The following is a 13919-nucleotide window of genomic DNA, read 5'->3' as shown; positions in this document are numbered from 1 at the left end:
CGGCTTCGTGCGCGACGACGTGCTCAAGAGCACCGGCTACAAGCAGGAGCCCTACGTCTATGGCTCGCTCGGTGGCGACGACGTACCGCTGGTCGCGACCAAGCCCGCAGCGACCGGGCCGCAGGCCAACCCGCAGGATTCTATTCGCAGGGATTACGAGCTCGCGCTGCAGCTGGCCACGCGCGACGGTTGGGAAGCCTTCCTGGCGCAATATCCCGAGGGGTTCTATGCGAATCTCGCCAAGGGCCAGATGAACAAGATCGCCGCTGAAGAGACGCGCGCCTCGGCCGAGCAAAAGGCGAACGCGGCCGAGCAGCAGAAGGCAAGGCTCATTTCCGAACGTGCCCAGAAGGCCGAGCAGGACAAGGCGGCCGCGGCGGCCAAAGCCGCCGAAGAGGCCCGGATCGCGGCGGAGAAGCAGAAGCAGATCGAGCAGGCGAGGACGGATGCGGCCGAGCAGCAGCGCAAGCTGGCCGAAGCTGCCGCGGCGAAAGCACAGGCCGAGAAGCAGGCGGCGGAGAAGGCCAAGGCCGAGCTTGCCGCCAAGCAGGCCGCCAAGCAGGCCGCCGAGAAGGCGGAGCAGGTGGCAAAGCCGACGGTCGATCGGCAGATGCCTGAGGTCGAGCAAAAAGTTGCAGCCCTTTCACCGGCGCCGGCATCCACATTGTCGGCGGCTGATCTGACAAAATCCGTGCAGAGTGAATTGCGCCGCGTCGGCTGCGTGTCCGCCACCGCCGACGGCGATTGGAGCGCAGCATCGCAGCGTTCGCTGGCCATGTTCAACAAATATGCCGGCACCCAATTCGACGCCAAGCTCGCAAGCGTCGACGCGCTGGATGCACTGAAGGCAAAGCCCGGACGCGTTTGCCCGCTCATTTGCAATTTCGGCTCCAAGGCGGACGGCGATCAATGCGTGAAGATCACCTGCCGCGCCGGCTATCGCGTCGGTGACGACAACGACTGCGAGAAGGTCCCAGAGAAGAAGCCGGTGGCGACGCGCGAGGATTCGAAGAAGCGTGACCAGGATCGCAAGGACACAGAGTCGACGCCATCGAAGCCGCAAGCATCTGGCCAGATATTTTGCAATTCCGCTGGCTGCCGTCCTGTCGGCAAGGGATGCAGAATAGAACGGGCCAGTACTTCTGATGCGAGCTCAGTGATGTCTGGCCGGACGAAAGAAGTCTGCAATTAGGGTATCATCGGAATGGCCGCATAGGCCTGGGCGTTTTTCATGATTGTTCGAAGCCTATTGATTTTGATATTCGGCATTTGGTTCGGGTGCGGCGCTGCCCTCGCGGACAAGCGCGTTGCGCTCGTGATCGGCAATTCCGCCTACAAGAACGCGCCGCGGCTCGCGAACCCGGTGAACGACGCCGGGCTGGTCGGCAGCATGTTCAGGAATGCGGGCTTCGATACGGTCGAGATCAGGCTGGACCTCAACGCCAGCGAAATGCGGCGATCCCTACGCGAGTTCGCGGCCAGGACGCGCGATGCCGACATGGCCGTGATCTACTATGCGGGCCACGGCATCGAGCTGGACGGCAGCAACTATCTCGTTCCGACCGACGCCATGCTGGAAACCGACGGCGATGTCCTCGATGAGACGATCGCACTCGATCGGGCGCTGTATGCGGTCGAACCGGCCAAACAACTTCGTCTTGTCATCCTCGATGCGTGCCGCGACAACCCATTCGCCAAGACGATGAAGCGCACCCTGGCCTCGCGCGCGATTGGTGGCGGGCTTGCCAAGGTCGAGCCGACCAGTCCGAACACGATGATTGCGTTTGCGGCCAAGGCGGGGTCGACGGCATCGGATGGCGATTCCCGGAACAGCCCGTTCGCGGTCGCGTTGACCGATCATCTGCCGAAGCCCGGGCTCGACCTGCGCAAAGCGTTCGGCTTTGTCCGTGACGACGTCTTGAAGAAGACCGGCAACAAGCAGGAGCCGTATGTCTATGGCTCCCTGGGCGGCAGCGATGTGTCGCTGGTGCCGGTGAGGCCGGTCGCCGCAGCCGGACCGCAGGCAAATCCGCAGGACAGTGTGCGCAAGGACTACGAGCTCGCCCTCCAGGCCGGCCTGCGCGAGGCCTGGGAAGCATTCCTCCAGACCTATCCCGACGGCTTTTACGCCAACCTCGCTCGCGTGCAGCTGAAGAAGATTGCCGCCGAGGAGGATCGCACGGCGGCGACCGAGAAGGCTCGCGTGGCCGAACAGGAGAAGGCGAGGCTCGCGACCGACCGAGCCCAGAAGGCCGAGCTGGAGAAAGCCACCGCCGCGGCGAAAGCCGCGGAAGAGGCGAGGATCGCGGCCGAGAAGGCCAAGCAGATCGAGCAGGCCAAAGCGGAAGCGGCCGAACGAGATCGCAAGGCGGCGGAAGCCGCCGCGGCCAAGTCGCTCGCGGAGAAGCGGGCGCTCGAGAAGGCGGCGACCGATGCCGCAGTGAAGCAGGCGGCGGACAAGCAGGCGGCTGATGCCGAGAGCAGGAAGGTGGCCGCGCTGGCGTCGCCGCCAAGCTCCCCGCTGCCCGGCGATCTCGCGAAATCGGTTCAGAGCGAACTGCGCCGCGTCGGCTGTCTTTCGGCCGCCCCCGACGGCGACTGGAACGCCGCAACGCAGCGCTCTCTGACGTTGTTCAACAAATATGCCGGCACCCAGTTCGACGCGAAGCTCGCGAGTGTCGACGCTCTCGATGCGCTGAAGGCGAAGCCGGGACGCGTCTGCCCGCTCGTATGCAATTTTGGCTTCAAGGCCGACGGCGATCAATGTGCGAAGATCACCTGCCGCGCCGGCTATCGCGTCGGCGATGACAACGAATGCGAGAAGGTGCCGGAGAAGAAGCCGGTCGCGACGCGCGAGGACTCGAGGAGGCGCGATAGCGACCGCAGAAATACCGAGTCAACGGCACCAAAGTCACAAGTCTCCGGCCAGATGGTCTGCAACGGCGCCGGCTGCAGACCGGTCGCAAAGGGCTGTCACATGGATTATGTGAAGAACAACGCCGGCGTCATGGTACGAACCGAGATATGTAATTAGCCCCCCGCCGGATCGTCGTCGCGGTCCGCTCATGAATCCGGCGCGAGTCGTGCGCGTGTGGATGAGGGCGGACGACACGAGGCTTGCATGCCTCGTCGCAGGCGAGCATCATCCCGACAAAAATGGGGGAAACAGATGCCACAACTCTCGCGCCGCAGCCACCTTCAGCAATTGTCGGCCGTGCTCGGATCCGCCGCGCTGCCTGGGTGGTCGAGGTCCGCAGGGGCTTCGGAGGCAGACATTCCCCCCGAAGGCATCGGCGAGGGCATCAAGCACATCTCCTATAGCGACATCGGCGGACGGCCCGACAGCGTGCAGGTGATGTTCAACCGGCAGCACGTCTATGTCGGACACATGTTCAGTGACGGTGTGACGATCCTGGACGCATCCGATCCGCGTGCGCTGAAGCCGGTCAATTTCTTCACCGCAGGACAATACACCCGCACCCATCATTTACAGGTGGCGGAAGACCTGCTGCTGCTTGCCAACGGCGCCAATATCGTCGCGATGCAGTCGTACGACAACATGCGCGGCTATTTCGAGAACACGCTGGTCGACAGCATCACCAAGGCCAAGAAATTCCGCTGCGGTCTCTCGATCCACGACATCTCCAAACCGAACGAGATGCGCGAGATCGCGTTCCTCGAAATGCCCGGCTTCGGCATCAACCGGCTGTGGTGGCCAGGCGGACGCTATGCCTATGTGTCAGCGCATCTCGACGGGTTCACCGACCACATCCTTTGCGTGGTCGATCTCAAGACCATCACCAAGCCTGAGATCGTCGCGAAATGGTGGCTGCCGGGCATGAACCGCGCGGTCGGCGAGCCGGCGACGCCCAAGGGCAAGCGCTTTGCGCTGCATCACATGATCACGGCGGGCGATCGCGGCTACGCCGCCTGGCGCGATGGCGGCTTCACCATCCACGACATCAGCGATCCCGTGAATCCAAAGCTGTTGTCCCACATCAACTGGTCGCCGCCCTTCGCCGGCGGCACGCATACGCCGCTGCCGCTGCCCAAGCGACAGCTTGCGATCGTCGCGGACGAAGCCAATGCGGATCAGTGCGCCAAAGGCCTGTTCCATACATTCGTCCTCGACGTGCGCGCGCCTGGAAACCCGGTGCCGATCGCGACCCTGCCGACCCCGCGCGACCGCGACTTCTGCACGAACGGCACCTTCGGGCCGCATAATCTGCACGAGAACCGCCCGGGCTCGTTCCAGAGCGAGGAGACGATCTTCGCGACCTACAACAATGCCGGCGTCAGGGTGTTCGACATCAGGGACGCCTTCGTACCGAAGGAGATCGCGTATTGGGTGCCGCCGACACCGAAAAAGCTCATCGACCCCCGCCCGAACGTCGCGCTCGCGGCCAAGACCTGCGACGCCTATGTCCGGCCGGACGGGCTGATGTTCGTCTCCGACTGGAACGCCGGCATGCACGTGCTGCAATATCAGGGATGAGTGGTGTTGTAGGGTAGGCAAAGGCGCAAAGCGCCGTGCCCACCATTCGCAGCGGAGAAGGCTCTGGTGGGCACGCTTTCGCTTTGCCCACCCTACGAGACCTGCGCTAACCCGCCGGCATCCGCGTTTCGACGAGTCGCGCCCAATAGGACGCGCCGTGGCCCAAGATGTTGTCGTTGAAGACGTAGGCCGGGTGGTGGCACTCGTTGCCGTCGCCCATGCCGACCAGGATCATCGCGCCGGGGCGCGCTTCCAGCATGAAGGAAAAATCTTCGGCGCCCATCATCGGAATGAACTTGTCGTTGACGCGCTCGGCGCCGACGATGTCGCGGGCGACGTCGGCGGCAAGGCCAGCCTCGCGCGCATGGTTCATCGTCACCGGATACATGCGCGTGTATTTGGTTTCCGCCGAACCGCCATAGGCGCGCGCGACGCTGTCGGCGACTTCGCCGATGCGGCGCTCGACGAGATCGCGCACTTCAGGGTCGAGCGTGCGCACGGTGCCGCCGAGCTCGGCGATCTCTGGGATGATGTTGAAGGCCGTACCGGAGTGGAATTGCGTGATCGAGATGACGGCGGACTTCAGCGGATCGACGTTGCGCGCGACGATCGATTGCAGCGCGTTGACGATCTGCGCGCCGATCAGCACGCTGTCGATCGACTTGTGCGGACCCGCGCCGGCATGACCGCCCTTGCCGTGGACCGTGATCTGGATGTTGTCTGAGGAGGCGAGCATCGCGCCAGGGGTGGTCGCGAAATGGCCCTCGGGCAGGCCCGGCATGTTGTGCATGCCGTAGACCTCCTGGATGTTCCAGCGCGTCATCAGTCCGTCCTCGACCATCGCCTTGCCGCCGCCGCCGCCTTCTTCCGCGGGCTGGAAGATCACGACCGCGGTGCCGTCGAAGTTGCGGGTCTCGGCGAGATATTTGGCGGCGCCGAGCAACATGGCGGTGTGACCGTCATGGCCGCAGGCGTGCATCTTGCCGGGGACCTTGGAGGCGTAGGCGACGCCCGACGTCTCCATGATCGGCAGCGCGTCCATGTCGGCGCGCAGGCCAATGGTCTTGCCCGAGGCGGATTTGCGGCCGCGGATCACACCGACGACGCCGGTGCGGCCGATCCCCGTCACCACCTCGTCGCAGCCGAACTCGCGCAAGCGGTCGGCGACGATGCCGGCGGTGCGGTGGACGTCATATTGCAGCTCCGGGTTCTCGTGGAAGTCATGGCGCCAGGCGGCCATTTCGTCGGAGAGGGCGGCAACGCGGTTAACGATGGGCATGAGGAAGGTCCGCCTTGATTTGTAGCCCCGGATGAGCGAAGCGACATCCGGGATCTTTGTGAGGGAAGTCCCGGGTATCGCTGCGCTCACCCGGGCTACGAAGGACGTTCAGCTCTCGCCGAACACGCGCTTGAAGATCGTGTCGACGTGCTTGAAGTGATAACCGAGGTCGAACTGCTCCTCGATCTCGGCGTCGGTGAGATACTTCTTCACGTCAGCGTCCTTCTTCAGAAGCTGGAGGAAGTCGCCTTCGCCGCGCCAGACCGGCATGGCGTTGCGCTGCACGAGCTTGTAGGCGTCCTCGCGGCTTGCGCCCTTCTGGGTCAGCGCCAGCAGAACGCGCTGCGAATGCACGAGGCCGCCGAGGCGGTCGAGGTTCTTCTGCATGTTAGCGGGGTACACCAGCAGCTTGTCGATCAGGCCGGCGAGGCGGACCAGCGCGAAGTCGAGCGTCACGGTGGCGTCGGGGCCCATCATGCGCTCGGCGGAAGAGTGCGAAATGTCGCGCTCGTGCCAGAGCACGACGTTCTCCAGCGCCGGCGTCACATAGGCGCGCACCATGCGCGACAGGCCGGTGAGGTTTTCCGAGAGCACCGGATTGCGCTTGTGCGGCATCGCGGACGAACCCTTCTGCCCTTCGGAGAAGAACTCTTCGGCCTCCAGCACTTCGGTGCGCTGCATGTGGCGGATCTCCACCGCGAAACGCTCGACCGAGGAAGCGATCACACCGAGCGTCGAGAAATACATCGCGTGGCGGTCGCGGGGGATGACCTGCGTCGAGATCGGCTCGGGGACGAGGCCCATGGCCTTCGCAACATGCTGTTCGACGCGCGGATCGATCTGGGCAAAAGTGCCGACCGCACCGGAGATGGCGCAGGTGGCGACTTCCTTCCGCGCCGCAATCAGGCGCTCCCTGGCGCGCGAGAATTCCGCATAGGCATAAGCGAGCTTGAGGCCGAAGGTCACGGGTTCGGCGTGGATGCCGTGGCTGCGGCCGATGGTCGGCGTCATCTTGTGCTCGAGGGCGCGCTTCTTCAGCGCCGCCAGCACCTTGTCGAGGTCGGCGAGCAGCAGGTCGGCGGCGCGGGTGAGTTGGACGTTGAGGCAAGTGTCGAGCACGTCGGAGGAGGTCATGCCCTGATGGACGAAGCGCGCCTCTGGGCCGACGATCTCGGCGAGGTGGGTGAGGAAGGCGATGACGTCGTGCTTGGTCTCGCGTTCGATCTCGTCGATGCGGGCGACGTCGAAACTGGCGTCCTTGGCCTTGGCCCAGACCGTTTTGGCGGCCTCCTTGGGGATCGTGCCGAGCTCGGCAAGGGCGTCCGCCGCATGCGCCTCGATCTCGAACCAGATCTTGAACCGGGTCTGCGGCTCCCAGATCGAGGCCATTTCCGGGCGGGTATAGCGGGGGATCATTGGACTGCTCCAGGAAGGTGGGCGGGCGACCCGGAAGGGGGCGACCTGCCAAAATGCTTTTTACGCCGTGATCTAGCAGAGCGGGGAGGGCGAAACAAACGGCGCCGGCAACGTAGCGGGGGATGATTGGGCTGGACAGGATCATCGGCCCGGCGGCGGCGGGGCGATGGGCAGCCGGCCTCAGGGGAGAAGCTCGCAGATATTAACTGTCAATCACGGATCATTGACTGACAGATATTGAAATCTGTCAGCGAGACGTGTATATCCGTTCCTGGACGCTCCGATTGGGGCGTCTGGCGGCATCCCGGGAGCCCGACGTCCCAAGCAAATGGGGGATTGAGGGTCGCAATTGAACAACGGGGACCGCCAATTGATTGGAGACTTACGACAATGACGACCGAAATCATCAATTTGACCGGGACGATTGGGCACTGGCTCAATTTACTGGTGGCGCGCCAGATCGCGGCGCAGGCTGCAAAACTGCCTCATTAAGGCGAGAGCTTTCCGAAACGACCGGCACGGGCGCTTCGGAAGCAGCTCCATCGCCGGGTAACTGAGCCCTCAACGGGAACATGGTGCTGGCATGAACGAAGCCGTTATCTTGACGCCGGAGCGGATCCTCGAAGTCACCGAGGACGTGCTGCGGCGTTACGGACTCGCCAAGGCCACCGTAGTCGACGTCGCCCGTGCGCTCGATGTGAGCCACGGCAGCGTCTACCGCCATTTCCCGAGCAAGGCCTCGTTGCGCGAGGCCGTCGCAAAACGCTGGCTGGACCGCATCGACGCGCCCTTACGCCAGCTCGCCGAAGAGCAGGGCCCGGCCCCGGCGCGGCTCGACCGCTGGCTGCGCACCCTGTTCGCCGCCAAGCGTTCGCGCGTGCTCGACGACCCCGAGATGTTCGACACCTATCTGACCCTGGCGCGCGAGGCCTGTGCAGCCGTCAAATGTCACAAGGACACGATGATCGACCAGATCGCGGCGATCCTGACCGACGGCGTGACGCAGGGCGTGTTCGCCGTGGACGACGTCAAGGCCACCGCACGCGCGATCTTCGATGCCACCGTCCGCTTCCACCATCCGGCTCATGCCGACGAATGGAAGGACGCCGATCTCGCGGCGCGCGTCGATGCGACGCTGGCGCTGGTATTGCGCGGGCTGAAGGCGGCGTGAGGTTGCGGAGCCTGCGTACATCGCAGCTTGGGGCTTGATTCACTCCTGCTCATGACTTTGGCGATCGGCAGGATGACGGGCCTGGCCTCGACGATTCTCTCGTGACCACCATCCCATCATCCTGCTTGGCTGTGAGCGCCGTCAGATGACGAAGTCCGCTGGATGCAGGGCCGCCGTGTGCACGCCGTCCAACGTGATGGTATCGTTGGCGGTGAGGTGGATCACGGCATCGCCGGCGCTATTGTCGCCAATGAGGCTGGAGAGGGCTGCCCAGTCTGCGAAGCCGTAGTCATGCAGGTTGATCAGGTCATGTTCGCTGGTGGTGCTGCCGACAGCTTGGTTGCCTTGATTGAAGTCGTTGATGATGTCCTGGCCGGAGCCCGTGTTGAACACGAACGTGTCGTTGTTCGGCCCGCCCCACAAGAGATCATTGCCGCCACCACCGTTGAGGGTATCCGTGCCTCCGGTGATCGAGCCGGGTGAGGAAGGAGCGTAGCTCATCGCATCGCCCGCCAGGCGATCGGGGCTCGATCCGCCGGTGAGGATGTCGTTCCCGCCGTGAGCATTGCCCGACATCGTGGGAGCGTCGCCGTACAACGTCGTGCTGAAAGCAGCTCGCTCGCCATCGATGACGGCAGTGAGGATATCGTTTCCGCCCTGGGTATTGTCGGACATGGACGTTCCGGAATCGCCCGACAGGCTTCCTCCTCCCAGCTGGGCGTCACTGCTCGCCGCAAAGGTCAGGATGTCGTTTCCGCCGACCGCGTTGTCAGTCATGGCACCCGTGGCATCGCCGCTGAGTGCGTCGCCGCCGCCATTTATCCCATAGTCCGTGGCGCTCAGCGTATCGTTCCCGCCATGCGCATTGCCGCTCATGGCACCTCCAGCGTCTCCGCTGAGCGACCCGAACGATCTCCATCCGGTCGACGCCGTCAGCGTGTCATTTCCGCCTCCCGCGTTGCCCGACATGTCGCCCTGGACGTCGCCATAGAGATAAACATTGGTGTAGAGCGAGTTGTGGGCATCGACATTGAGGGTGTCGTTCCCGCCCTGGGTATTGTCCGCCATGGATTGGGCATCACCAACGGTGATGGCACTATCCCAGCCGCCATCCACGCTCACCACGAGACTGTCGTTTCCTCCGTGAGAATTGCCATGCATGGCCACCAGGTCTTCCCCAACGAGCGTCACGTTCGAGTTGAGACTCGATATGGCTGCCGTCAACGCATCGTTTCCGCCCCAGTCATCGGTTGCCAACCCGGGATCTCCGAGCACGGTCATGGATTGACCGAACTCTGGCAGGGTGACTGCGATAGTGTCGTTTGGCAGTTGGTGCATGTCGCTTCACTCCGATTTCATCTCAGTCGCGGGGCCTGAAAGCAGCGGAGCTCTTTGCGAGACGCGCTGTGGCCGCGCTTAACGTTGAATTTGCTCGGAGTTGATGGCGGAGATTTGCTTTGGGTTGGATTTCATTGCGGCCGGAGGAACTTCGGCGCGCGGGGTAACGGAACTCGAGCGACGCCAGAAATTCGTCAGCCCGCAAGCCGCTGCGAGCCGCGCGAGCCGCGCGAGCTGCGCATCCGTGCGCGCGCCGGTCTTCGTCTTGATCAGATAATGATAGTTCTGCAGCGTCTTGACTCTCGCGCTGGTATTGCGCGGGCTGAAGGCGTCGGCCGGACTTCCTTCGCGCGGTCCGAAGCCGCGACACCTGACGGGACCTGTCGGTTTCTATCTCAGACCTTATGGGCAACGCTGCCATTGCCGAGCGAGCGCGGATGATGGGTCTTTTTTCGCGCACGTAAGGCGGCGTTGGCCGATGGCACGACCGACGGGCTTTCCGGATAGGTATTGACTTCGATTTCGACCACATCCTTTGACCGCTTTCGAAGGCGGTAGAACGCAAGTTCCTGTTCGAGAATGGGGCAGTGGAATTGGATCGTCGCTGTGTCTGGCAGACGGCAGAGTTCATCGATGAGCTCGCCGACAGTGATGATCGGGGGATGATGGATGGCTTCGCGAATAGCCTTACTCATGGCGCAACTCCCTCACTCCGCTACTAACCACGGCGCGACGGTGTCAGTTCCAATCCTACCGGTCACAGCATGATTTAAAGTGCGAGCCCCGGGCCAGCGCCCTAAAGCGCGGGCGCCAAATGCGAGCTGCGCAAGCGCAATATGCCGAACGGGTCTTCGCGCCCAGCGAGTTTGCGATAGGTCGCAAGGTCGTCGAGCGTCGGACCTTCCCCGCGCCTGACATTCACGCCCGCAACCGTTGCAACCGGAATCGACGTGCCGAGGCCTGCGTAGAGATAGTTGTCGCCGAACGCCTTCTTGAGCGCGGCAAAAGTCGGCTCGCCGGTGCAATGTCCCGGGGCTACGCTGTCGACCTTGAACCTGTCCTTGAGGGCGGTAACGACTTTCGCGATAGCTTCGTCAGGTGCGACGACCAGATGAAATCCTCCCGCGATGAGATGAATCCTGGGATTGATACCCGTCGCCGCTTCGACGATGCGCTCTATGCCGGGGTGCGAACAACCGACCAGAAGGACCATGCCGTCGGCCGTGTTGACGGCCAAGGACAGCTCCTTGAGTTCTCTCGTGCCCGGTGCGTCGGAAATCAGCGAGATAAGTGTGATACCGGGAGCGATCTCGGTGGTCTGATCGATCAGTTCGAAGTTCGCGTGGGCCCATGCCGTGCCGAACTTCATCACCGCGGGCGGCTTGCCTGCATAGTACCGCATCTCCGGCGGCAAAGCCTCGTCCTTGCGGTAGAAGCCGGACGGCAGAGACGAGCCGTAGATGCCAAATCCTTCCTTTGGCGCGTAGATCTTGACCGTCGGATTGATGCTCAGGAGGTAGGACAAGCCGGCCATATGATCGGAGTGGCGGTGTGAAAGAACGACAAAGTCGAGGTCCGAGAGATCAACTCCCTTGGCTTTCACGTTCGCCGCGAAGATTTCCGGATCGTTACCCGTATCGAACAGGATGCGTTTTCCCGCGATCTCGACAAGGGCGGAGAAACCCCAGTCCTTCGTCATCGCCTCATCTGTGCCGAAGGCGTCATAGAGAATCGTGATCTGGTTTTTCGCCTGCGTTGCCGCGCTTTCCGTAAGCCCGGTCGCAAGAACGCCGAAGGCGATCAGTGCTGTAAGAAGACTGTTCCTGATATTCATGAAAGCGTCTCCTGTTGTCGCGCAAGACATACAACGGGAACGAGGGCGGCTTCGAGAGCCGTCCAAACTGGCTCTCGACGAAAGATCGGAGCCGGACGCACATCCACTGGCGGCTTGGTGCTGAATGCCGTGCCTGTGGTGAAGCCTAGCACAATCTAAGAGAGATTTGGAGACCTTCGTTGGGATGGCCAGTCGGGAACCAGATTTTGGTCGCAGCAAGCGCTCGCGCCAGGCTTTAGATTCTGGTCAGCCCACAACTGGCCGCCAACCGCACGAGCTGCGCATCCGTACGCGCTCCGGTCTTGGTCTTGATCAGATAGTGATAGTTCTGCACCGTCTTGACGCTGAGATTGAGATGCGCGGCGATCTGTTCGGTCGTGGCGCCGCCGGCGAACTGGCGCAGGATCTCGATCTCGCGTTCGCCCAGTTGATCCAGCGCCGAGCCCGCCGACAGGCTGTCCTCGGCCAGGATGTGCGCGATGTCGTCGCTCATGGCGCGTTCGCCGCGCGCCACGCTGCGGATCGCGGACACGACCGCGGACGGCTCGCTGCTCTTGGTGACGAAGCCGCTGGCGCCGGCACTGAAGGCTGCCTTCACCAGCACGGCTTCGTTGTGCATGGTGAAAACGAGGATCCGGGCCCGCGGGCTGCGCGCGCGAATGTTGCGGATGGCTTCCAGCCCGCTCGCGCCGGGCATCGAGATATCCAGCAAGACCACATCAGGATCGCGCGCCTTGAAGGCGCTGTAGGCATCCGCGGCGTTGTCGGCTTCCGCAACGACATGCAGATCGCCCTGGCTTTCCAGCACGCGCCGATAGCCTTGCCGCACGATCGGATGGTCGTCGACCAGCAGGACGGAGATGCCTGTTGCCGTAATCTCGTTCATCCCGGCCTCACGCGGCGAGCGGGATGGTGGCGGCGACGCTGAGCCCGCCTCGGGCGGGCAGGATCGAGAATGAGCCGCCGGCCGCTGCGACGCGCTCGCGGATGCCCGTGAGGCCAAAGCCGGCCGACTGCTTTACGCGTGCTGCGTCGCCGCCGCCATCGTCTTCGACGCGGATCAGCAACGCATCGTCGTCGCCCGCTCGCCGCTCGACGCTGAGCGAAATCTCGCGTGCCGCGCCGTGGCGCAACGCGTTGGTCAGGCATTCCTGCGCGACGCGATAGGCGGTGGTGGCAGCCAGGCCGCTAATGTCGGTGAGGTCGCCCTTGAGATCGAGCTGGATCGTGGGCCGCGCCGCGCTCTGCGAGCGCCAGCTATCCACCAAATTCACGAGGCTCGCCTCCAGCCCAAGCTCGGCGGGCAGGGGATTGCGCAGGCGCTTCAGCGCGTCGCGTAGCGAGGCCATCAGATGATGCGTGGCCTGCGAGATCATCCGCGCGTCCTGCACGATATCGTTGTGCTTGTCTGCCTTCGTGCTCGCCGTCTCGATGGTGTTGGCGAAGGCGAGGATGGCCGAGAGATTTTGTCCGAACTCGTCGTGCAGCTCGCGTGCGAGCGCGCGGCGTTCGTCGTCACGGATCTCGATCAGGCGCCGCGTCAGCGCCGCGCGTTGCTCGGTCGCTTCCTCCAACCGGCCGCCGAGCGCGCCGACGGCGCTGCCGATCATCGCCAGCTCCATCGAGCGGAAGCGCGGCAGTTTCGTGCGATACTGACCGCGGGCCATGCGCTGCAAGGCGATCACGATCGTGCGCGCCGGCGCCAGTGCATGCGCGATCGCGAGCGAAGCCAGGAGCGCGATCGCCGCCGCCATCAAGAGCGCGACGTCGATCACGTTGAGGATGTATTCCCAGGCGAGCGAGATGGCGGCCGTTTCATCCGGCGTCGCGACCACCGTTCCGGCGGTCGCCGCGCGGGGACTGACGGGCCGTATCGCTTCGGCATGGCTGCCGAGGAAGGTCGGCACAATCGATGCAAACCAGCGCGGCGGCGCCTTGCCGAGCCCCTCGCTCTGGCCGCAGAGCGGCTTTTCGAATGCGATGGCCGGTTGGAATTCGACGCAGACGCCGGGTGAGATCAGCTTCATCGTCTCCAGCGTGCGCCACTCCGGAACCGGCAGAAGCTGCTCGCGTGTTCTGCTGCTACGCAACAAGAATTCGCGCCAGTACAGGGCTTGCAGCGCCTGGGCGACCCGCTGCGCCGAGGCCGCAGTCGCCCGGTCGACGCTGCGATAGGCGTCGAACGTGGCCCAGATGGTCGCCGCCCCGAGGCAAAGCGCGACGATGAGAAGCAGACGGGCGACAAGCTGAAGCACAAGGCGCATGCGATCACCCCAAAATTTGGTAAGGTCAGCCTAACAACGCCGCCGCGCCTTGCCAATTGCGAGGCACGGCAAGATGGCAGCTCGGGCAAATTTCCCAAGCCGGATTGGGCATGGCTCTTTGG

General features: G+C 63.6%; 10 protein-coding genes and 2 pseudogenes. 4 read left to right on the top strand and 8 right to left on the bottom strand.

Annotated elements, in window-relative coordinates:
• The 3 genes and pseudogenes from IVB47_RS01395 to IVB47_RS01385 form a co-directional block, all read left to right on the top strand.
• Window positions 1-1192: pseudogene (locus IVB47_RS01395) on the top strand (caspase family protein); the annotation flags it as partial.
• A gap of 39 nt (window positions 1193-1231) precedes the next feature.
• The gene (locus IVB47_RS01390) at window positions 1232-3034 is read left to right on the top strand and encodes a caspase family protein (protein ID WP_035961413.1); all 1803 of its coding nucleotides are present in this window, start codon (window positions 1232-1234) and stop codon (window positions 3032-3034) included.
• A 135-nt stretch (window positions 3035-3169) separates the two neighbouring features.
• Window positions 3170-4495: a hypothetical protein gene (locus IVB47_RS01385; protein ID WP_027567686.1), complete on the top strand. Its 1326-nt coding sequence runs from the start codon at window positions 3170-3172 to the stop codon at window positions 4493-4495.
• 106 nt (window positions 4496-4601) lie between these two features.
• On the opposite strand, the gene IVB47_RS01380 is transcribed toward IVB47_RS01385, so the two are convergent.
• Both IVB47_RS01380 and purB read right to left on the bottom strand, forming a co-directional pair.
• Complete coding sequence (locus tag IVB47_RS01380; RefSeq protein WP_007612084.1) at window positions 4602-5774, bottom strand: M20 aminoacylase family protein; 1173 nt, start codon at window positions 5772-5774, stop codon at window positions 4602-4604.
• Between the two features lie 108 nt (window positions 5775-5882).
• Window positions 5883-7190, bottom strand: a complete 1308-nt coding sequence (gene purB, locus IVB47_RS01375; RefSeq protein WP_027567687.1) for an adenylosuccinate lyase — start codon at window positions 7188-7190, stop codon at window positions 5883-5885.
• A gap of 583 nt (window positions 7191-7773) precedes the next feature.
• Between purB and IVB47_RS01370 the strand changes: the two genes are divergently transcribed.
• Entirely contained in the window at window positions 7774-8361 is a 588-nt protein-coding gene (locus tag IVB47_RS01370; RefSeq protein ID WP_027567688.1) for a TetR family transcriptional regulator, read from the top strand.
• A gap of 141 nt (window positions 8362-8502) precedes the next feature.
• Here the strand turns inward: IVB47_RS01370 and IVB47_RS01365 are convergent, their stop codons facing one another.
• From IVB47_RS01365 to IVB47_RS01340, 6 genes and pseudogenes are all read right to left on the bottom strand, one after another.
• On the bottom strand, window positions 8503-9699 hold the full coding sequence (locus IVB47_RS01365; protein ID WP_247459429.1) for a hypothetical protein: 1197 nt from the start codon (window positions 9697-9699) through the stop codon (window positions 8503-8505).
• A gap of 192 nt (window positions 9700-9891) precedes the next feature.
• Window positions 9892-9999 (bottom strand): annotated as a pseudogene (locus tag IVB47_RS01360) (DNA-binding response regulator); the annotation flags it as partial.
• A gap of 95 nt (window positions 10000-10094) precedes the next feature.
• Window positions 10095-10394: a hypothetical protein gene (locus tag IVB47_RS01355; RefSeq protein WP_007612080.1), complete on the bottom strand. Its 300-nt coding sequence runs from the start codon at window positions 10392-10394 to the stop codon at window positions 10095-10097.
• 101 nt (window positions 10395-10495) lie between these two features.
• Window positions 10496-11533, bottom strand: a complete 1038-nt coding sequence (locus IVB47_RS01350) for an MBL fold metallo-hydrolase (RefSeq protein WP_247459542.1) — start codon at window positions 11531-11533, stop codon at window positions 10496-10498.
• A 235-nt stretch (window positions 11534-11768) separates the two neighbouring features.
• Window positions 11769-12419: a response regulator transcription factor gene (locus IVB47_RS01345; RefSeq protein WP_247459428.1), complete on the bottom strand. Its 651-nt coding sequence runs from the start codon at window positions 12417-12419 to the stop codon at window positions 11769-11771.
• Between the two features lie 7 nt (window positions 12420-12426).
• Window positions 12427-13797, bottom strand: coding sequence for a histidine kinase (locus IVB47_RS01340; RefSeq protein ID WP_247459427.1), 1371 nt, complete (start codon window positions 13795-13797; stop codon window positions 12427-12429).
• Window positions 13798-13919 lie beyond the last annotated feature (122 nt).

The organism is Bradyrhizobium sp. 62 (assembly GCF_023073035.1).
Lineage (GTDB): Bacteria > Pseudomonadota > Alphaproteobacteria > Rhizobiales > Xanthobacteraceae > Bradyrhizobium.
The sequence above is the reverse complement of the archived record's forward strand: the minus strand, read 5'-3'. Positions and strand labels throughout refer to the sequence as shown.

Excerpts from the sequence above, each read along its gene's own strand:
- IVB47_RS01340 (WP_247459427.1), bottom strand. The coding sequence starts at position 13,797 with ATGCGCCTTGTGCTTCAGCTTGTCGCCCGTCTGCTTCTCATCGTCGCG.
- IVB47_RS01390 (WP_035961413.1), top strand. The coding sequence starts at position 1,232 with ATGATTGTTCGAAGCCTATTGATTTTGATATTCGGCATTTGGTTCGGG.
- purB (WP_027567687.1), bottom strand. The coding sequence starts at position 7,190 with ATGATCCCCCGCTATACCCGCCCGGAAATGGCCTCGATCTGGGAGCCG.
- IVB47_RS01345 (WP_247459428.1), bottom strand. The coding sequence starts at position 12,419 with ATGAACGAGATTACGGCAACAGGCATCTCCGTCCTGCTGGTCGACGAC.
- IVB47_RS01380 (WP_007612084.1), bottom strand. The coding sequence starts at position 5,774 with ATGCCCATCGTTAACCGCGTTGCCGCCCTCTCCGACGAAATGGCCGCC.
- IVB47_RS01350 (WP_247459542.1), bottom strand. The coding sequence starts at position 11,533 with ATGAATATCAGGAACAGTCTTCTTACAGCACTGATCGCCTTCGGCGTT.
- IVB47_RS01365 (WP_247459429.1), bottom strand. The coding sequence starts at position 9,699 with ATGCACCAACTGCCAAACGACACTATCGCAGTCACCCTGCCAGAGTTC.
- IVB47_RS01385 (WP_027567686.1), top strand. The coding sequence starts at position 3,170 with ATGCCACAACTCTCGCGCCGCAGCCACCTTCAGCAATTGTCGGCCGTG.
- IVB47_RS01355 (WP_007612080.1), bottom strand. The coding sequence starts at position 10,394 with ATGAGTAAGGCTATTCGCGAAGCCATCCATCATCCCCCGATCATCACT.
- IVB47_RS01370 (WP_027567688.1), top strand. The coding sequence starts at position 7,774 with ATGAACGAAGCCGTTATCTTGACGCCGGAGCGGATCCTCGAAGTCACC.